Origin of the sequence: Segatella copri (genome assembly GCF_026015465.1) — a bacterium.
Classification (GTDB): Bacteria; Bacteroidota; Bacteroidia; order Bacteroidales; family Bacteroidaceae; genus Prevotella; species Prevotella copri_E.
The window spans coordinates 154,649-173,882 of sequence record NZ_JAPDUQ010000005.1 but is presented as its reverse complement, the minus strand read 5'-3'; the positions used below and the strand labels follow the sequence as shown (position 1 = coordinate 173,882).

17 protein-coding genes and 1 pseudogene are annotated in these 19,234 nt (G+C 40.5%); 3 read left to right on the top strand and 15 right to left on the bottom strand.

Annotation, left to right across the window (positions count from 1 at the left end):
• The coding region (locus tag ONT08_RS15510; RefSeq protein ID WP_264960399.1) for a transposase at positions 1–768 on the top strand (768 nt) is incomplete at its 5' end.
• A gap of 353 nt (positions 769–1,121) precedes the next feature.
• Here ONT08_RS15510 and tnpC read toward each other — a convergent pair.
• The 10 genes and pseudogenes from tnpC to ONT08_RS15460 form a co-directional block, all read right to left on the bottom strand.
• Positions 1,122–3,179 carry an IS66 family transposase gene (tnpC, locus tag ONT08_RS15505; RefSeq protein ID WP_254993056.1) on the bottom strand — a complete coding sequence of 686 codons (2,058 nt, stop codon included), beginning with the start codon at positions 3,177–3,179 and terminating at the stop codon, positions 1,122–1,124.
• Between the two features lie 84 nt (positions 3,180–3,263).
• Complete coding sequence (tnpB, locus tag ONT08_RS15500; RefSeq protein WP_264960398.1) at positions 3,264–3,611, bottom strand: IS66 family insertion sequence element accessory protein TnpB; 348 nt, start codon at positions 3,609–3,611, stop codon at positions 3,264–3,266.
• 539 nt (positions 3,612–4,150) lie between these two features.
• Positions 4,151–5,176: an IS110 family transposase gene (locus ONT08_RS15495; protein WP_264960397.1), complete on the bottom strand. Its 1,026-nt coding sequence runs from the start codon at positions 5,174–5,176 to the stop codon at positions 4,151–4,153.
• A 289-nt stretch (positions 5,177–5,465) separates the two neighbouring features.
• Positions 5,466–6,491 carry an IS110 family transposase gene (locus ONT08_RS15490; protein ID WP_264960315.1) on the bottom strand — a complete coding sequence of 342 codons (1,026 nt, stop codon included), beginning with the start codon at positions 6,489–6,491 and terminating at the stop codon, positions 5,466–5,468.
• Positions 6,492–6,947: 456 nt separating this feature from the next.
• Complete coding sequence (locus ONT08_RS15485) at positions 6,948–7,361, bottom strand: putative toxin-antitoxin system toxin component, PIN family (protein WP_264960396.1); 414 nt, start codon at positions 7,359–7,361, stop codon at positions 6,948–6,950.
• Between the two features lie 10 nt (positions 7,362–7,371).
• Positions 7,372–7,605: a hypothetical protein gene (locus tag ONT08_RS15480; protein WP_006848704.1), complete on the bottom strand. Its 234-nt coding sequence runs from the start codon at positions 7,603–7,605 to the stop codon at positions 7,372–7,374.
• Positions 7,606–8,445: 840 nt separating this feature from the next.
• A pseudogene (locus ONT08_RS15475) lies at positions 8,446–8,604 on the bottom strand (dTDP-4-dehydrorhamnose 3,5-epimerase family protein); the annotation flags it as partial.
• 32 nt (positions 8,605–8,636) lie between these two features.
• Complete coding sequence (locus tag ONT08_RS15470; RefSeq protein WP_233339444.1) at positions 8,637–9,170, bottom strand: PIN domain-containing protein; 534 nt, start codon at positions 9,168–9,170, stop codon at positions 8,637–8,639.
• The gene (locus ONT08_RS15465; protein ID WP_233339443.1) at positions 9,157–9,504 is read right to left on the bottom strand and encodes an STAS-like domain-containing protein; all 348 of its coding nucleotides are present in this window, start codon (positions 9,502–9,504) and stop codon (positions 9,157–9,159) included. Before ONT08_RS15465 ends, ONT08_RS15470 begins: the two co-directional genes overlap by 14 nt.
• A 4-nt stretch (positions 9,505–9,508) precedes the next feature.
• On the bottom strand, positions 9,509–10,405 hold the full coding sequence (locus ONT08_RS15460) for a hypothetical protein (RefSeq protein ID WP_264960395.1): 897 nt from the start codon (positions 10,403–10,405) through the stop codon (positions 9,509–9,511).
• Positions 10,406–11,451: 1,046 nt separating this feature from the next.
• On the opposite strand from ONT08_RS15460, the gene ONT08_RS15455 reads away from it, so the two are divergent.
• Together ONT08_RS15455 and ONT08_RS15450 are read left to right on the top strand one after the other, a co-directional pair.
• Complete coding sequence (locus ONT08_RS15455; RefSeq protein ID WP_254954738.1) at positions 11,452–11,586, top strand: hypothetical protein; 135 nt, start codon at positions 11,452–11,454, stop codon at positions 11,584–11,586.
• A 179-nt stretch (positions 11,587–11,765) separates the two neighbouring features.
• Positions 11,766–13,322, top strand: a complete 1,557-nt coding sequence (locus ONT08_RS15450; protein WP_118200255.1) for an IS1182 family transposase — start codon at positions 11,766–11,768, stop codon at positions 13,320–13,322.
• Positions 13,323–14,039: 717 nt separating this feature from the next.
• Here ONT08_RS15450 and ONT08_RS15445 read toward each other — a convergent pair.
• The 5 genes from ONT08_RS15445 to ONT08_RS15425 form a co-directional block, all read right to left on the bottom strand.
• Positions 14,040–14,168 carry a hypothetical protein gene (locus ONT08_RS15445; protein WP_254954737.1) on the bottom strand — a complete coding sequence of 43 codons (129 nt, stop codon included), beginning with the start codon at positions 14,166–14,168 and terminating at the stop codon, positions 14,040–14,042.
• Positions 14,169–14,172: 4 nt separating this feature from the next.
• Complete coding sequence (locus tag ONT08_RS15440; RefSeq protein ID WP_264960394.1) at positions 14,173–15,420, bottom strand: hypothetical protein; 1,248 nt, start codon at positions 15,418–15,420, stop codon at positions 14,173–14,175.
• 108 nt (positions 15,421–15,528) lie between these two features.
• A complete protein-coding gene (locus ONT08_RS15435) occupies positions 15,529–16,875 on the bottom strand; it encodes a nucleotidyltransferase domain-containing protein (RefSeq protein WP_264960393.1) in 1,347 nt (448 codons plus the stop codon).
• Complete coding sequence (locus ONT08_RS15430) at positions 16,872–17,990, bottom strand: glycosyltransferase family 4 protein (RefSeq protein ID WP_264960392.1); 1,119 nt, start codon at positions 17,988–17,990, stop codon at positions 16,872–16,874. The genes ONT08_RS15435 and ONT08_RS15430 overlap by 4 nt, the downstream gene beginning before the upstream one ends.
• A 9-nt stretch (positions 17,991–17,999) precedes the next feature.
• Positions 18,000–19,232 carry a glycosyltransferase family 4 protein gene (locus ONT08_RS15425; protein ID WP_264960391.1) on the bottom strand — a complete coding sequence of 411 codons (1,233 nt, stop codon included), beginning with the start codon at positions 19,230–19,232 and terminating at the stop codon, positions 18,000–18,002.
• Between the last annotated feature and the right edge of the window lie 2 nt (positions 19,233–19,234).

The following is a 19,234-nucleotide window of genomic DNA, read 5'->3' as shown; positions in this document are numbered from 1 at the left end:
CTCTCCACCCATGTGATAAAGCATTATCCCATGGGACCCAAGGACAAGAGCGACAAGATTGACTCTGCCAAGATTGCAGACTTTCTCTATCGCTATAATGGTACAGAATGTGTCAAGCCTTATAAAATGCCGGACAAGATCATGCAGAGACTCAAGGCACTGATGAATGAGCGTAAGTTCCTGGTAGAACAACGTACATGCTTCATGAACAGAAGACAGCTGTGCACCACAAAGGAAGACGCCCAGCTATATGATAGCTACATCAAGAAACTCAGCCATGACATTGAAAACATCGAGTTGGAAGAACAGAAGTTGCTGGCTACAGACGAAAGTCTCTTCACGACTTACTGGAATCTTCTGACAATACCAGGAATTGGTTTCGTCAATGCCATAAATGTCATTGTCATTACTCGAAACTTTACCGCTTTTGAAACAGCAAGGCAATATGCCAGTTATGTCGGCGTGGCACCGCACTTCCGCACTTCAGGCACCAGTGTGAGATGGCGTCCCCGACCTTCAGCACGCTGTGATGGTCAGGCGAAAGCGGATCTATCCATGGCGGCCACAGTTGCAGTACAATATGATGCAGAGTTACAATCATTCTATAACCGTAAATTAGGAGGTAAGCAAGATTCAGACACAAAACGCAAGGCATTGAATGCCGTTAAGTTCAAACTTGTTCTAAGAATGTTCGCCATAGGCAAACAGAACAGAAAATGGGAACCGTTAGATTCAAAGAGCAGCAATGAGAAACTTGCAATATCATAAGTCCGAAACAAGTGAACTATAGCAGTCTGTGCTACTGCCATTTAGAGTCTTGTAAAGACACAAACACGGATAACTAATTAGGAATCTAGCCATACGCTATTAAAAGAACGAGTTCCGTGTCGATTTGTAACAGAAAAATCATTTTTGACCATTTCTGTTACCGATATTTTAGTGCCTGCATGTTCCAAAATACCTCTTTTGTATTTATTAACACAAAAAGTTGCTCAAAAATTTGGCTATGTCTTAGGAATCGGTATTACCTCACATTACCGATAAGCATATGAGGTTTAGCCCTCCACCAGCTAATACCAGTGGAGGCTATACCTTGATTTGACTAAATTTTAATTTCATTTTTATTGTTCTTCATCTTCCCAAAACTCAGGAAGAAGAGTATAAAGTTTGTCCTTTGGCGTTGTCTTTATGTTTGTCAATACATAACAGAGCCAACGCTCAGGATTTTTACCCAACACCTTGCAAGCTCCAAACAATGAGTACATCATTGCAGCTCTCTTGCAGGCATCCAAATCACGGCAGAACAAATAAGCCTTCTTGCCCATCACCATATCACGAATCAACCTCTCTGTATCCGTGTTGTCTATCGGCATCTCCGGGATATCCAAGTAATGGGTCAATTCGTCATAATTGCTAATCAAGTAATTCAACGCCTTGAAGATAAGACTATCCCTTGGCACTTCAAGAATCGCATTAGCCGCCCAGAGTTTGAAAGTTTCCCATAAAGGACCAGCTTGCTCTTGTCTAAACTTAGTCTTTTCTGCTCCTGTCAATCCTTTCTTCTTTATTATCTCTTCTACCAGATAGGCATCTTGGTAGAAGAGTAATGCTATCTGAGCCAACGTTGGATTTTCCTTCAAAGCCCGTTCTGCCGTTCGACGAGCATGAGCCACACATCTACATAGGATAAGACCTTCTATCTTCTTCATCCAATCATATCCTGCGTAAGCATCACACATAAAGACATTGCCAGTCCAATCCTTCAGATTGTCCATGATATCAGCCTGACCTCGACCACACTTGTTCTTGGTGTTGACGAGGAAAATTGGTATTCCTGTTATCACTGAGCGATACTGAATCATGTAATGCCCCACCGTCTTATGCTTTTCGCAATTGATAATCGGGAAAGGACTTCCGTCACCAGCCAGCAAAGAGCTAGAAAAGACCCTTTCCTTTTGTAGTTCATACAAAGGTTCCAGCATCTCACATGTTGCCTGATGCCAATCATCCACAGTGGCTGGAGCCATCGGAAGACCATCCTGTTTCATCTTCTTTATCTGTCGATTGAACGGCTGATGTAGCACAAACTTTCCTGTTTCTATCTTAGCAATCAACTCTGGAGTAGCATAACTCTTCCAAAAGAGACCTTCATAGCAATCCGCCTGTTCTGTCGGACCATCCGGATCATCCTTTCTCCTCACAACCGGACGAACGACTGGTTGGACAACATATGGTGCAGGAGCAGGCAGAACAAACTCCTGTACATCTTTGCCCACCACGTCATATTCATCCTCATGTCCTTCATAACAATCAGGCCAAATCACTTGTTCCACTAAGCGAGGCAAGCTGGCCGGAAGTTTATTTCTACCATGCCCTTTCTTCTGACCATCGCTCTTCAACAGTTTAAGGGTTTCCTGCTTTTGCCTGTAATCACGGCAATAGTCACGACATCTCTCAAACTCCTTCTTGGTTTCTGGAGTGAGATTCAAAGATTGCATTGCTCGCTCATACAAACTTTCACGTTGCTCTGGGGTAAAGACAATACGCTCACGTTTTTGAGTAAACAACATCCGCACAAGCGAGGCTACCTGATCTGTCTTAGCCTTGTTCTTGGCTTCTGCCTTTGCAAGTTTTTCCTTAATTTCTTCCTTTAGAAGCGTTTGCGTTTCCTCGGCAGCCTGCCGATACTTAGCAAGCAATTCCTGACCTTTTGCCGAATCCTTGTCCATCACAGCTATAAAAGCTTGAAGGAAGGTCTCAAACATGTCAGCCAATCTTGTCAATGCTGTTTTCTCTGTTTTTGCTCGAAGTTCAGCTATGCGCTTGTTTGCACGCTCCTCTATATTCTGTACTATGGTGTCTGCCTTCTTAACTATCTCCTTCTCACGGGAATCAAGTTCCTGCTTACGAGATTCCAAAGCTTTCTTTTGCTCTGCAAGTTCTGCTTCCACCTCTAGCCTGATACGTTCTTTTGCAGCAGCAACCTGTCGAGCCACTTCTTCGTCAATCAACTGTTGACGAGAAGCACGCTCGGCATCCAATGCGTGTTCTGCGAGATCTGCTCTTTCCACAGCAGTGGCAACCTGACCTCGCACATTGGCATATTTCTCTGCCAAAGACGCACTTTTCCCTGTATTTTGTTGCTGTTCAAACATATCGTTTACCTTATTATTTACCATACAAAGGTACTAAAAATTATTGAGAAAAACGAATGTTTTGATTGATATTTACGCCTAAATATCAGCTATTTACGTTAATAAAAACTAGTTCTCCGATGGTGTTTCTTCATACCATTTTTCACCCAGAATCAAAAGGGTAAATTCATCCGGAGTCAATGTTGTCGTACGATTATCATTATTAAAATGAGGCATTTGAAAACGCCCCTCGCTCAACTTTCTTACATAAAGAGTCAGTCCATCGCTCTCACGATGCAAGACCTTAGCAGTCTTGCGAGTCTTACCTATAAATATAAAGGCTTCATCTTGGGTGAGGTAACGGCCGAACTCCTCATTCACGATTCCTTGGAGTCCCTGAAACTGCTTGCGCATATCGACTGGCTCCATGCACAAGTAGTACTTCAGGGCATCCGTCAACTGACAAACTCTAGCCATAAGCCTACACAGTTATACTAATGTAGGCTCGAAGCTGTTCGATACTGATGTCAGCAGGGAGAATTAGTGTCACACCATTGGGATAGCTTAATTTTAAATAAGGATTGCGACGGTTGCGAGCATTTGCAGACTCACGCATCTCCCTCGCCTCATTGTCACCGATTACAACCTCGGCGAACTTTGGCTTGCTGTTTAATTGTTTCTTGCCTTGTACCATAATTTGAATAATTTAAAATCACGGTGCAAAGGTACGAAACTTTATCTAGGCACACAATACGGCATTCACCGATTCCTAAGACATAGCCAAATTTTTGAGCAACTTTTTGTGTTAATAAATACAAAAGAGGTATTTTGGAACATGCAGGCACTAAAATATCGGTAACAGAAATGGTCAAAAATGATTTTTCTGTTACAAATCGACACGGAACTCGTTCTTTTAATAGCGTATGGCTAGATTCCTAATTAGTTATCCGTGTTTGTGTCTTTACAAGACTCTAAATGGCAGTAGCACAGACTGCTATAGTTCACTTGTTTCGGACTTATGATATTGCAAGTTTCTCATTGCTGCTCTTTGAATCTAACGGTTCCCATTTTCTGTTCTGTTTGCCTATGGCGAACATTCTTAGAACAAGTTTGAACTTAACGGCATTCAATGCCTTGCGTTTTGTGTCTGAATCTTGCTTACCTCCTAATTTACGGTTATAGAATGATTGTAACTCTGCATCATATTGTACTGCAACTGTGGCCGCCATGGATAGATCCGCTTTCGCCTGACCATCACAGCGTGCTGAAGGTCGGGGACGCCATCTCACACTGGTGCCTGAAGTGCGGAAGTGCGGTGCCACGCCGACATAACTGGCATATTGCCTTGCTGTTTCAAAAGCGGTAAAGTTTCGAGTAATGACAATGACATTTATGGCATTGACGAAACCAATTCCTGGTATTGTCAGAAGATTCCAGTAAGTCGTGAAGAGACTTTCGTCTGTAGCCAGCAACTTCTGTTCTTCCAACTCGATGTTTTCAATGTCATGGCTGAGTTTCTTGATGTAGCTATCATATAGCTGGGCGTCTTCCTTTGTGGTGCACAGCTGTCTTCTGTTCATGAAGCATGTACGTTGTTCTACCAGGAACTTACGCTCATTCATCAGTGCCTTGAGTCTCTGCATGATCTTGTCCGGCATTTTATAAGGCTTGACACATTCTGTACCATTATAGCGATAGAGAAAGTCTGCAATCTTGGCAGAGTCAATCTTGTCGCTCTTGTCCTTGGGTCCCATGGGATAATGCTTTATCACATGGGTGGAGAGCATGCAGAACTGATACTTCCTGGCATTAAGAAACTTCTCCAGTTCCATGGAGTAGCTGCCGGTGAACTCCATTCCAAAGAGACAGTTCGAGAGAACCACATGTTTCTTCTTGAGCCATGTGCACATTTCGCCAAATCCCTTGCGGGAATTGTTGAATACATCGTGAGGAAAGTCCTTAATTGGGGTTCCTTCACAGAAAATTGATACGTCAATGACATTTTTTGAGATGTCGATGCCGATAAATGATTTATTTTTCATACCTTTGTACCGCATTTTGCAGGAAGGAACTCTCTATGTCAGGGTAAGCCACATCTTTTACAAGCTGGCGCACAGCTAAATCCCTAAACGGCACTTGACCTGGCATTTCAGGCAGGGGAGACTATATCAGGGAAAGGTCTTTGCCTACGGCAAAATAGTTCACTACCCCCGTCCGGAGTTCCTTCCTTTTCAGATGCTCCGGCAAAGGTAGTGAAAAAAACGCAGACAAAGGACTTAATCGGGGAATAGTTATGCTCTAAGAAGTGCGATAGTTCACTTTTGCTGCATTTTAGTTCTTGTATGCATCTGTCTCCACATATGGTGTTCCACGCTTTATCACGGCAAACATACGAAGGACTAGCTTGAACTTGATGGCATTGAGTACGATGCCACCGCATTTTTCCTTTCTCTTACGTATCCAATAGTCTCTTATTGAAGGATTGTTCCTTATGGCGGAAAGGACAGCTATGGATAAGTCTGCCTTGGCTTCAGAAAAGCCTTTCTTGGAAACACCTGTTTTCTTTCTTACTGAGGTACCAGATTCCTTTTTAAAAGGGGCTATTCCTATGTAACAGGCATATTTGCGAGGATTGTTGATGGCAGTGAAATTTTCCGTCAATACAATAGTTTCCAACGCTATGATGCGACCAATGCCAGGAATGGAGGACAGCAGATTGAAATTTTTGCTGATGCTTGCATCTTCATTCATGTAGCTGTCAATCTCCTTGTCTATTGCTTTCTGGTTTTCCTTCATGTTCTTCAGCAGGAGTTTCTTGCGTTCAACGGATAAGTCTGTGTCGTATGCGCAGATATCATGAAGCTGTTGCTTGTAAAGAACAGACTGCTTGGTGTTCTGCTTACGCTCAGCCAGCAGTCTCTTCAACTTGAAATAGACAGGTGAGGGAAGCTTGGAGGGATTGCGAAGAATCTTCTTGTGGTTCTGCTCACAATAGATTGCTATTCTGAAAGCATCCAGTTCATCAGTCTTGATACGGTCTAGAGAGCGCTGGTCATCATCCAAGTCTGGCTCAAAGCGATGCATTTTGCGAGGTTCCACCATACTATAGATATATTCTTTGGATTCTAACCATAATCTAAAGTTTTGGTTATAGAGTCCGGTATATTCCAGACAGAACAAAAAGGTATCAAAGTCTTTTCCTACCTTTGCGACCCAGGAGCCAATCTTTTTGAACCCAGCATCATCATTGCTCACCTTAATATGAGCATTCTTCCAATCGATGGTTTCACCATCATAATAAGCAAGGTCGAGAGTCTTCTTGGAGACATCTACGCCAAAATACAGTTCTTTATCCATATTATTAACATTTTAGAATTTAATGGAATCAAGAAAGAATGTTGGGTAGGCGAAGGACTGAATCGGTGAATAGAGAATATCTAGGATACTTACTAGTACATCTTAACACCTATTAACCAACTTTAGCTTTCGTGATTCCGGGTGCAAAGGTAAAAGAATACTTACCTTTTACTCTTCCCATAATTTTATTACAATATTACTTACTCCACAGTAAGCGGTCACTTTAGGTACGTTAAGCCATAAAATGAATGCTTTTTTATTATCTTTTAAGAAAAAATCATTTGATTTTGTGCCCAAGCAGTAACAGTAGCCAGCTGCCATCTATGGGCTAGTAAGTCTACCAATTTGTCCTTTGCCGTTTTCTTGATCCTGCGGAACACATAACAAAGCCAACGCTCAGGATTTTTATCTAGCACCTTACATGTAATGGTGATATACCAAAACCAGTACATAAACCTATATCCACTTATCCAAATAACATTTAAAATCCTCTATACCTATAACCTCCACTTTAGGAAAAGGAATATTTTCCAGGACCTTAAAGTGCTTGTCTTCTGTAACAATACACTTTGCATTTGCAGCAATGGCACAATCTACAAACTTATTGTCATCTTTATCTGCCTCAATTAAAGCAAAAGTATAATGAGGATCTTTGCGAATTATATTGGGTCTAGTCAATATAGCATAAACTATGGCCTCAGAAACTTGAGGGGATATATTACGAGATAAAACCTCTGAATACTCCTCTATTATTTCATTGGACACACAAAGGTTATAATCGCCTCTAAGAAAAGCATTCCACACCTTACGATACGGACTTCTAGGGGCGATTGACATAATCAAACTATTTGTATCCAATACAATATTCATAACCTAAAGATTATAATATTGGTTTATTGTATGGAGTACGTTCATGGAGATGCCGGAAACTCTCGATACGTTCTTCATTCAGGGTTCCTTCATTCCACATCCTATCTAATTCAGCATCAGCCATCTGAACAAAATAATCGGAGATTACCTTATTCAAATCTCGCAAAGCCTCAGGAGTCTTGATAAATGACAGCATATCGAGGATTTGCAATTGAGCTTGATTCATTGTTGCTACCTGTGCCATAATAATTCTTTTTATTAATATCTAACCGCAAAAGTACACTTTTTCCTCGAAACCACCAAGAAAATCGAAAGAAATCTGCAAGTTATCAGCAAATTACCGCAAAATCAACCGTAAACTATAAACTATTAACTGTAAACTATAAACTGCTATCCCCTGGCGGTCCCATCCCGCACAACCTGGCGAGGGCTTTGATGCCCCGCCATCCTTAGAGCGTAGCGGTTCCGAGCACCGAGTAGGGCGGTTTCCTCCCTCTCCCCTGAGGGAGGGCACTGAAAAAGGTGCCCTCTCGGACTATGGGGGTAGCGACTTAAAATAAGCGATGTTCAGAGTGCACTCCTGCGGGAGGTCAATCTGATTTATATCTTGAATGGAGTCTTAGCGTAGAGGATGCCCCACTAATAGACGGGGAAGAGGAACTTCAACGGCTTGCTGAGAATCCCTTTAATTCATCGCAGCTTCGGCATCCCACGTTTTTCGCTAGCGAATTTGTGTTCTGTCACACAGCAGAACACATAAATCATTTCGAGTTCGTTCGATTTTGAACGGTCTCTTTCTTTTTATAAATACTTGGTATCATTACACTATCTTGGTCACATTTATCAAATACTCCACACATTTACTCAGCTTCCCATAAGAAGTACCAGTAGAGTTCACAACTTGAAGCACAAACGATGAATATTGATATGACAAAGGAGTTATGATTAAGAGTAGCCCAAACAGGAATAGTACTCTTCCATCCTCTCCACCATCTTCGGGAAGATAAAGTTGGTGGCAGAAGAGCCAGCGGGCTACGAACGTCCGTCCCATCCGTGAGATCTGTGAAATCCGTGTGAGCTCTTTTTAGTATTCGAAAGGACTATCAAAGTCCTTCAGCATCTGATGCTTCGTATCCTTCTCGCTCAGATTAGCATGCTCTGTAGGAATACGCCAATCAATACCCAGGCTATCATCAAGAATAGAGATGCCACCATCAGCCTCAGGGTGATAAAACTCATCACACTATCAATTGCAGCAAAAGCTAGACAATCATTTTATGCTGTAAACACAGCAAAAGGCAAATCCATTTCTATGATATCCCTATCATCTGTTACCAATTTTATATTTGCTCTTTTACAAGCATCAATTATTACCGAATCTCCATAATCCACAGAAGTACCCATCGAAGAAATCAACTTATCAACATCTACCACATGGAAATCATCTGGACGCCTTGTGGCAATGCTTAAAATATCGCTGACTTGATTTTTGACTTCACTCAAAGCTAGTAAATATTCATTAGTAGGTCTAAAATCATGTTTGAAATCAGCATTTGTTAATTTATTTCTTTTCATCCATTGTTTAAATTCCAATTTCAATACAGCATTGACGTATTCTGCAACAACAAGTGAATTTATCCAAATAGTAGCGTTACGAGACATAATTTCCTTTAATAAAGAACTATAAGTCTTCTGCTTATAAAATTTCGAACTAGCCAAAGGAGCGAAAAGGAACATCCATACATTAGTATCAAAGAAGTATTTATCCTGTTCTCCGACCTGTCCATATTTTATCTTACTTGCTTTCATACAGAACTTCTTCTACATTTTTATCAAAATCCACAATATTTGCATAATATGCCTTTGCATTATCTGTAACTTTTTTTATACGAGAAGCTGTTTCTGGTGTAAAATTTTTCAAATGCAATATCGTCTTCAACTGTTCGCTAGTATAATCTCGATATAATGCTCCAATAACCACATTCAAAAAAGCTGTAGTCATGAACTTCACATTAGCAAAGTCCAACTCTACACTCTCACCTTTTTTAAAAGAGTTTACAATCAACTCATATATAGGTTGTCCCTCTTCTGAAGTTACTCCTTGATTAAAAGTAACGTGATCTACAATTCGAATCGTATTCATAATCTTACAATAAATCTTGTGAATTAGTTATTTCATTTTTTAGAGAGTAAGCCTTTTGATCAGCACAATTAAACTTAAGGTTTACAATTGTACCTGGAAATGGCTTTTCTAAAAAAGCAGTATCAAAACATCCTTTTTTATATTCCAACAAAGCATTCCCAGAAGCCATCTGTATCTCACCTTCATTCAAATCCATAAAATCTTTCAATATAGCAAGACCCAATCCGCCAGGAACGTCTTTGGTTGTATTACCCTCTTTAAAGGCCCATTTCAGAGTATCCTCAGCAGACAAAGGACTTTTTCCTCTTTTGCAAAGGAAATTATTTACATTCTCCTGTATAGACCTTCCCAAATTAGTAATGGTCATATCCAACATTGGACGCTTATCCAACTCATGACATTCACCACAGCTATATACATTTTCACACCCACCATGGCTTACCGCATTAGCAAAAACCTCATAGATACTCTCTATTATTTTTTCTTCTGCTTTTTGGGTACACTGTGGAAAACGTTGTTTCTGAATCAATCCAGTGTGAATATATTCCTTAAATTCAGAAGATTCCAATACCGAAAAACATTTATACATAATAAAGTTCTCTCTTTCCTTCACATTAGTTTGTACAGAAAAAGCACCAAGAAACCCTATGCGCGCTAAAGCTCTTTTCACAGTTTTTTCTCTCGGAGCATTTAAGAACATAGAAGTTCCCTTTTTAGTTGCAGAATCTAATATAGCTCCTAAAGCAGCAGACAAATTCGCATCAATATCCTTTACTTCATCAAAATGGAGCAAGACCTTACCACCCGAAAAGCTTTCGATCTTTTCCCATAAATCAGCAAGAAAAAGGATACCTTCCTTGTCTACCTTTAGACTCTCAGCTATGTAAAATTCCTCATCCATGATTGTTAAATATAATAGACCAGAAGCCTATAACCATTTTTTAGTTTGCAAAGATACTACCATTTCATCAAAAAACATAATAATTTCACCTTTTTATACCTAAAAAATGCAAAAATGCAACGATATTGGAGTGTTTTAGAATATTCTCATTACCTTTGCACCCATGAAACAGCAAGAATATAACATATATATCAAGGAAGGGTGCGAGATAAAGACAGCCCAGATGCTTGATGCGCTAGGCATAGCGCATCATCTACCATTCACGAGCGTGGAGATAGATGGCATTCAACATCTTGCTCCTCATAACATTTTTCCATTTCACCTATCATCTTCGGGATAGTGAAGAGGTCTCTCACTCGCTTCATGCCATTCTCTGCATAACGCCTGCTAAGCTCCTTATCCCCCAACAAGATATCTATCGCCTTAGCATATGCTTCATCATCCCCTTAAGATACATCTATACCTGTTTCACCATACTAACACTTCCCTAGAATGTCTCAAGACATATTGGCAGAAAGAAAGACAACACGAAATATGCACATTGTCAGTTTTTCAAATATTAAATCTAAATGGCACATTACTTGCAAATGCACTATGCGAATAAACTTTCTTGTTTTCATTAATTCGAGAAACACTTTTGAAAACAAGTGGAACTATCCAATAATAGAATTATTAATTTTAAATTCAAAGAAAATGACTAAAGTAAAGAATGTCAATGGCACAAGTAGATTTTCTGTCCCTTCTGGTTATGATTCTTGGCTAGACTACTGGGAGAAACAAACTGGCAAAACCGTTTCTATCTGCGGAGTTAGAGGCTGTTCCGATTCTGATTTGGTAGGAGGACATGTAATGAAAGTCAATTCTACAGACAAGCATTACTACATTACACCAATATGTAGATCTTGCAACACCCGTACAGACGAATTTTACGTATGTTGGGATTTAGTTCCTGTACCAAGCAATCTTTAGCAAAAAGCCAAGGTGAACTGGCTAAGTGTTCACAGAGTAACAACATCAACAGAAACCTGTTGGTTAAAAAGATTATTATGGCTAAAAAAGTAACTTCAAAAGCTGTTGCCTCAAAAGCATCAGCAGCCTTAAGAGATGGCCGTTCTAGCTCAAGAACTAAAAGTATTGCAGCTAGTGCTTTGTCTCAAAGAGAAAAGAAAACAAAAAAATGACTCATCTAACTTTGAGGGTGTGTCATAAGTCTGTGACGCACCCCTTTTTATTTTTTGCCTTTTCACAGATACGAAATCTTTAAAAAACATTTTTATTTACAACAAAGCCCAAACTTTCACAAGCTCGGGCTTTGCCTTTCCGCAAAAGATTTGTATCTTTGCAGAAAACTTCTTTAAGTATGGCAAAGATACAAATAAAATCTGAAACTCGGCACGAATTGAGCTTTTTTCCTAACTCTTTCGATGATTATGTGCCAAAAGACAGCAAAGTTCGTATGGTGGATCGTATTGTTCGCAGTATGGACATCAACCCTCTCATGGATACCTATGATGGGATTGGTGCTCCTCCTTACAGTCCGAAGATGCTTCTAAGTTTAGTTGTTTTTGCCTATATCAATGGCGTTTATTCCTGTCGTGGCATAGCGGACGCACTTAAATACGATGTTCGCTATATGTGGATTTGTGGAGGTAAGCAATTATCTTTCGCAACAATCAACCGCTTTAGATCCAATCATATGATTAAATGCATCGACTTTTATTTTGATGCAGTCGTCTCCATATTGGTTGAAAAGGGCGTGATTAGTCTGGAGGAACAATATGTTGATGGCACTAAGATAGAGTCGAAAGCAAACAAGTACACGTTTGTATGGAAGAAGACTGTGGAAAAGAACAGGGCTAAGCTCTTGGAAAAGACCTCTGCTGCATTGGCTCAGATAAAAGAACAAATTCGCCTGAATGGCGGGAGTGACATTAAGGAAGAAGACAGCGAGCCAGCCACTTCCGCCAAGGATGTAGAGAGAAGTGCACGTTTGTGTGAGAGGCAAGCTAAGAACCTTCCTAAGGCAAAGCTTACAGGAAGAGAGAAGCAAAAGCTAAATACTCAGATAGATCACTTGTTCAAAGCCTCGGACAAACTGTGCGAGTATGAAAAATCACTGGATATACTGGGCGAGAGAAACAGTTACTCCAAGACTGATCCCGATGCGACCTTCATGCGCCTCAAGGAAGATGCCATGAACAATGGGCAGACAAAGCCTGCCTATAACCTTCAAATTGCGACAGAGAATCAATATTGGACGAATTTCGCCCTTTATCCCAATCCAACAGACACCCTGACCTTCAAGCCTTTTTTGGATAAGTACAAGAAAAGATATGGAAAGCAATCCAAGAGCGTCACCGCAGACTCAGGGTATGGCTCGGAGGAGAACTACGAGTACCTAGAGATGGAAGAAATGATGGGTTATGTAAAGTACAACTGGTTTCACAAGGAACAGCATAAGCCTTTCAAGGAGGATGCCTTCAACCAAGCGAACTTCTACTACAACAGGGATGATGACTATTATGTCTGCCCCATGGGACAACACATGGAACCTTGTGGACAACGGCAAACGAAAAGTGACTCCGGCTATGTGTCTGTCATTACATTATATAGAGCACAACGATGTGATGGATGTCCGCTTGGAAGTCTCTGCAAGAAATCCAAAGGCAACAGAACCATATATGTCAACCATAAACTGAATGCATATAAAAAGGAAGCCTTCCTGCTACTAACGTCTGAAGAGGGCTTGAAACACAGAAGCCAGCGACCGATAGAGCCGGAAGCTGTATTTGGGCAGATGAAGGCAGATATGCATTATAAGCGATTCAGGCATTTTGGAATGGACAAGGTTTACATGGATCTAGGATTGTTCGGAATGGGATTCAATTTGAAGAAATATTTGGGTATAAAACGATAAAACTCAATTTTGGTTGTTTTATCGTCAGGGATAACTATGCCCTTTTGTGGGCTTTGGGGCTGTTTTGTTATCGATAAAACAAGAAAAGTAAAGTTTCTATACAATATAATAAGATTCCCTTTGTGAAGAAAGACTACGATTCAACTAGAATATATAGAAACACACACAAAAAAAGGGTGCGTCACAGACTTATGACACACCCTCTTATGTTTTTCATAAATACCATCCTTACCACCTATAATCTCCCATAACACTCCCTACAAGCCTCAATTTCCTTCGGCAACACAAAGAGTTTTTTTACCCTCTCATAGCCAGCTTGCGCCAAGTGAGAATGCAATACGGTATCTTCTATCAATTCGTCTATTGCCTTAACTTCTAAAGAGATGGAGGCAGACCCACCGCATTCGGCATGCAGGTGCTGATTGCAAACTACTTTGTGCTGCTCTGATGGAAACTGATGGGTAGTGAACGACAATTGAAAGTCTTCCGTAAGGTTGGCAAGGTATGTGTCAAGGAGATGAACGCAAGTGAACCATTGATGAAGCATCGTTAGCAAATTTAGCAAGTCACATCAGAACCAAGATGTTTATTGAATCTTGAACGAAACAAATAACCTATCAATCCATCTACCAACAAAGCTGCCAATAGTGATAATGCAAATACCCAAATTTCAATATACATAGTTATTACTTATTTAATGAAACAGTTTTAAGCAGATCATCTTTCTATCTTTGTTTTAGAAAGACTTTTTTCCACTTCATTGATTAAAGAATCAACAATACATTTTGTTATCTCATCAATTTGCTTCTGTTCTTGAACTTCAGCAAGATTCAAAATATTAACCATACCTTTAACTCCTAAAATAATTATCAAAAAACATCTGATTTAACTCTGGTTTGAAATAGTGCTTACGTTTTTTCCATACAAAACCATCCCCTTTAGATATAATGGCAACATCAATAGGACCACCGACTCCCTCTTCAGACATAGTAATACGCCGATTCAAGTGAGTTATAGAAATTAAACTTTCAACAAGTTCTGCCATATCTTCTTTGTCTAATATGCCTAAAGAACTCATCAAAGGCGCTATTGACGTTTCTCTAATGATATTATCCAATGTTGCACCCAATGTAGCAACCAGTTTACCTTCATCAATTGCCGAATTTATAATATCTTTGGAGTATTGAGTATCAACATTATTTATCATCAGATTTTTCAATTGAGAAGTAAAATTTCCAAAAATATCATATAAAGCTTTTTTCAGATTGTCATTGATTCCATTTATGAAAGTATTGATTATATCAGTTTGCCCAAATCTACAAATTGATGCAGAATTATCTTCTGTAATACCAGCTGAAATATAACTGTTATAACGAAAATATTCATAAAATCCCCAATATAAACATACAGAACGAAGAGAAGGAAATATTTCTTTATCCCCATACCCTACAACTACAATCTGCGTTTCATTAGCGAAATTACTATTTCCATGAGCTACAAATTTAGCAAAAGCCTTAATAAAGAGTCTTTTCAGAGGAGCATTATCTCCAAATACATCTTCATGTTTAGCTATTATTTTTGCGCAATGTCCCTTGATGGATTGAACGAAGTCTTTTTCTAGAAAATTCTGAAATGAAGTACAATTCTCACAAGAATTAACAACAATACTATTTAGCTGCAGAATAAATTCGTTTAGAAATAAACTTTTCTTTTCATTTGCAGTATTTGCTGCTATCTTAAAGACCAACGTATAGAAATTTTCTATCTCGTTCTCCATATTTGCATTTTGCATTTCTGCAGAACAAAAATAATGGTTATTCTTAATAAACCCTAGAAAATCAGATAAATATTCAGAAATCGTTGCAAAACATCTATCTTTCAATTGCTTTCTATACAATTTTACAATAACCTCTATAGGAGTACTCATAAAATTAGCATTACCACAAAACATGATTCCAACAGGGTGATACTTAGATAGAGCAAAAACTTTGTTTGCACTATTTATAACCTTATGCCCATAGGGAGTTGTTACAGTTATTGCACTATCTGCCGCTATTACAACAGCGTGCTTATTCATTACTGATACTAATGCTGTCATACGTATATTATTTTAAAGTTTCTTTTTCTAAGAATCGGCTACTAAATTCTTTCACCAAAAAGTCGCTTCATTAAAAAGGAGATAAGGAGCCATTCGCCCGATATATCGTTATTTCTTATTCTTTACCCTCCAGAAGAAGTGCCAAGTTCTAAACAAAGGCTCACTCATAGCCTCAGCAGGAAAATACTTCACGAGTCTTATATCCCTATACACCCTTTGGAGATTATGTCCAAGTTGTGACCTACCAAACCGATTCCGGGCATCATGCCTTCCGAAGTTCCCGGCTTCCAGCACCTCGTTCAGCACAAACTTACCATACTTCTCATTCGGAGGAACAATAAGGCGAGAGGCAGGCATGCCGAACACCTCCTGCATGATATACATGATACCCCCGGCAAACTTCCACAACCCCAACTCCTTCAATTCCTTCTGCACCCTATCAATAGCAGTAGAAGAAGAGCGAGCAGCAGTTGCAGAAGAGTCAGTAGAAGCAGTTGCAGAAGTCATATCCCCAATAGCATCCCGGCGGTCCCATCCCGCACAATTTGGCGAGACCTTTGATGGTCCGCCATCCTTAGAGCGTAGCGGTTCCGAGCACCGAGAAGGTGCGGTTACATCCCCGCTTCCTGAGGAAGAGGGGCTTGGGGAAAAAGTGGAGCTCCCTTTGGAAAGGGAGACGGAGGGATTCGAAAAATTTTGATAGACTTTATAAAAGTCGCAAAGAACATAGTAATAATCCACCAGCTGCCTTAACCCAATCCCCTCATTCATCAGATGCGAGAAGATATGCGTTAACTGGAAGATGAGATTAAACTCCGTTGTCGGAATCGCAACCTCCCCTTGCTCTCCCAACATCACCCGATGCGAGAACTGCTCCTCCTTCACCCTCTCATAATATTTCTGAAGTTTTCTGTTATTCCAGAAGCACAGCAGGAAGCTAGGTCGATAATGCACTTCCACCTCCACACCCTTATACGATGGGAACTCGATGTGGTGATAGCACGCCTTTTCATGAGGCGAGATAGAGCGGACAAAGGAGATAACCCGTTTATCTCCACCTTCCACCCAGATATCAATATCACCAGGCGTACGGGAATAAGGATTCGGATACATCAATGCATTTCCCTGCCCTTTCAAGATACAGGTTCTGAATCCCTTCTTTCGGAACCACTCAGAAACCTGAATGGCAGCATCGTTCAGCCGAACATTCGCCTTCTCCAACATCTGGCTTTCTGCCATCCATTGGAGCAGCAACTCCTTCTTCATCCCTACATATTCAGCAGGCAACTTCTTGATACCATCAAAGAGAATACCCACCAGACATTGCTTCTGGGCGATAGCATATAGTGCCTTCCAATCCGCCTCCTTCAAGGAAGAAGGAATCTCTGACTTTGGGCCGATGCTGAACCTTAGGAAATCAAAGAATATCTGATGTTGCTTTGATACTATCATCATTCCTTCAACCCTTGATACACTCCTCCTACTTCATCAGCAATCCGGTCCCAATCATACTTGCTCATGTCGTAATTCACATGCTGCAATGGAGTCTCGATAATCTTTCCGAGCTTTTCAGAAAGTTCATCCACGTTGCCACAATGGAAGTAATCATCCTTTGGTAAGCCAACCTCCAGATTCGCAGGAATATCGCTCACTACTACCTTTACACCATAGCTCATCGCCTCCAACAGGGCAATCGGCAAACCTTCGTGCGAAGACGGAAGACAATAGCAACGGCAATTCGTTAACAGCGAATGAAGCTTTCTGCCCTTGATAAAGCCAGTAAGCACCACACCATTCTCCCTTGCCATCTGCTTCAATCCCAACGAATACTCATCCTCGAAGTCCGTATCACCAGCCAGCACTAACTTTATCTCATCGGCATTAGAATTCTTCACTCTTCGTTCTTCATTCTTCACTTTAATCATCGCTTCCACCAGATGATGCAGGTTCTTCTCAGGCACAAATCTGCACATTCCCAGGATATACTTGCCTTTCTCTATCCCCAGTTCCTTGAAATATTCAGGATAGTCGCAGATTTCAGGCTCAGAAACACCATTATATATAAGGTGTACATTCTTCGTCCTTCCATATTTACGGGCAATGAGGTTCTTGATGACATTCGAGATGACGATGACATCATCGGCAAACATGCAGCCCATACGTTCACCCATCTTCAGGATTGTCTTGGCAGCAAATCCCCACTTGTCCCTGTCATAGTCAGGACCATGATGTGTAAACACCACCTTCATGCCCAGCAGTTTGGCGTATGGAACCAGCAGCGCAGGACCGATGGCATGGATATGCAATACATCTGCGCCCAACTTCTTCGCCTCATTGATGGCACGGAAAGTATGGATGATGGCCTCGAAACTCTTCTTCTTAGGAGAAGGAATCGTTACCAGTTTCACCCCCTTCCATTCATGCAAGTCATCCTTCACATAGTTCGAGCGACGGATCAGCGTTACGTCATACCCACGCTCCACCATTCTAGGGAACAATTCCTCACAATGCGTCTCCACGCCACCCATGATATTCGGGATACCACGAGTACCTGTTACAACTATTTTCATTTTATTTGATTATTTTTTCAAGAAGCTTTCATAGAAAGCGCTTAATCTTGGATAATAATTATCCAAACTTAATTTATCATGAGCAAATTTGATTGCCCCTGCACTATAATTCATATAATTTTCAGCTGATAAAGAATTTGCCTTTACAACAACTTCTCTCAACTCTTTGCTATTTCCACTTTCAAACTGATAACCCGTTTCACCTTTCACGACGATTTCCGGAATACCACCTATCCTGGCGCCAATAACAGGAGTACCAGCAGAATAAGCCTCAATTATCGTCATCGGATTGTTCTCATACCATTCAGATGGTACAATTACAAAGTAAGCATTAGCAACCAAGTCTTTTAATTCCTTACCTCGCTTGTATCCCAGGAACTCCACATTCTTCATCCCATAAGTACGAACAAACTCTTTGAGTCCATCTTCTTTCGGTCCTGTACCGACCACCTTCAGTTTACACTCTGGTAAATCCTTGAAAGCTTCCAGCAACGTTCTAACACCTTTTTCATACGACAATCTTCCAAAATACAGGAAGTATTTCTCTTTAGACATTGTCTTGGGTGTTTCTGCTATAGAAGTAGAGAAATTATAGAGCGTAATGTTCGGTATATTCTTCACTGCCGGCATATACTTCTCCTGTATATCCCTCGCAAAGTTGCTCACATACAGGAAACCATCGACATACTTGGCTGGATTGAAGAAGGCATTGCGGAAATACTGCTCTGCTGTCATCACCGCACTCATCACCTTACTACCTTTACAACAGGTGTGGGTAAAGCATTTATAGAAGTACTTACCCTTACAATCCTCACAAATCCGACCACTGCCATCCCTGAAAGTATAGGCAGGACACACGATACGATAGTCATGCACGGTGAATAAGATTGGAATATGATATTTCCTCAGAACCGGAAAGATGGAAGGAGTAATCTGTCCCCACATCAGATGAATATGGGCGATATCAGGACGTTCGTCCTTAATCAACTGTTCCATCTTCTTTGCAGCTTCAAAGTGATAGAAATAGTTAACCATATTCTTCACCTGTTTCAAAGGTCCCTTACGGGTTTCCTTCGATTCAGGGAAATACTTGCTATAAGGCGAAGGATTATTCTCTTCCCACTTCAAGGTAAAGTAAACCACTTGGTGGCCATGCTCCTCTAACAGTTTACCAGTATTGAAGCAAACCGTTTCCGCACCACCTTTATTATAATTATATACGTCGATTAATAGTACTTTCATTT

Excerpts from the sequence above, each read along its gene's own strand:
- ONT08_RS15430 (WP_264960392.1), bottom strand. The coding sequence starts at position 17,990 with ATGAAAATAGTTGTAACAGGTACTCGTGGTATCCCGAATATCATGGGT.
- ONT08_RS15425 (WP_264960391.1), bottom strand. The coding sequence starts at position 19,232 with ATGAAAGTACTATTAATCGACGTATATAATTATAATAAAGGTGGTGCG.
- ONT08_RS15435 (WP_264960393.1), bottom strand. The coding sequence starts at position 16,875 with ATGATGATAGTATCAAAGCAACATCAGATATTCTTTGATTTCCTAAGG.
- ONT08_RS15445 (WP_254954737.1), bottom strand. The coding sequence starts at position 14,168 with ATGGTTAATATTTTGAATCTTGCTGAAGTTCAAGAACAGAAGCAAATT.
- ONT08_RS15480 (WP_006848704.1), bottom strand. The coding sequence starts at position 7,605 with ATGGCACAGGTAGCAACAATGAATCAAGCTCAATTGCAAATCCTCGAT.
- tnpC (WP_254993056.1), bottom strand. The coding sequence starts at position 3,179 with ATGGTAAATAATAAGGTAAACGATATGTTTGAACAGCAACAAAATACA.
- ONT08_RS15470 (WP_233339444.1), bottom strand. The coding sequence starts at position 9,170 with ATGAAAGCAAGTAAGATAAAATATGGACAGGTCGGAGAACAGGATAAA.
- ONT08_RS15465 (WP_233339443.1), bottom strand. The coding sequence starts at position 9,504 with ATGAATACGATTCGAATTGTAGATCACGTTACTTTTAATCAAGGAGTA.
- ONT08_RS15440 (WP_264960394.1), bottom strand. The coding sequence starts at position 15,420 with ATGACAGCATTAGTATCAGTAATGAATAAGCACGCTGTTGTAATAGCG.
- ONT08_RS15495 (WP_264960397.1), bottom strand. The coding sequence starts at position 5,176 with ATGAAAAATAAATCATTTATCGGCATCGACATCTCAAAAAATGTCATT.
- ONT08_RS15455 (WP_254954738.1), top strand. The coding sequence starts at position 11,452 with ATGGCTAAAAAAGTAACTTCAAAAGCTGTTGCCTCAAAAGCATCAGCA.
- ONT08_RS15485 (WP_264960396.1), bottom strand. The coding sequence starts at position 7,361 with ATGAATATTGTATTGGATACAAATAGTTTGATTATGTCAATCGCCCCT.
- ONT08_RS15460 (WP_264960395.1), bottom strand. The coding sequence starts at position 10,405 with ATGGATGAGGAATTTTACATAGCTGAGAGTCTAAAGGTAGACAAGGAA.
- ONT08_RS15490 (WP_264960315.1), bottom strand. The coding sequence starts at position 6,491 with ATGGATAAAGAACTGTATTTTGGCGTAGATGTCTCCAAGAAGACTCTC.
- ONT08_RS15450 (WP_118200255.1), top strand. The coding sequence starts at position 11,766 with ATGGCAAAGATACAAATAAAATCTGAAACTCGGCACGAATTGAGCTTT.
- tnpB (WP_264960398.1), bottom strand. The coding sequence starts at position 3,611 with ATGGCTAGAGTTTGTCAGTTGACGGATGCCCTGAAGTACTACTTGTGC.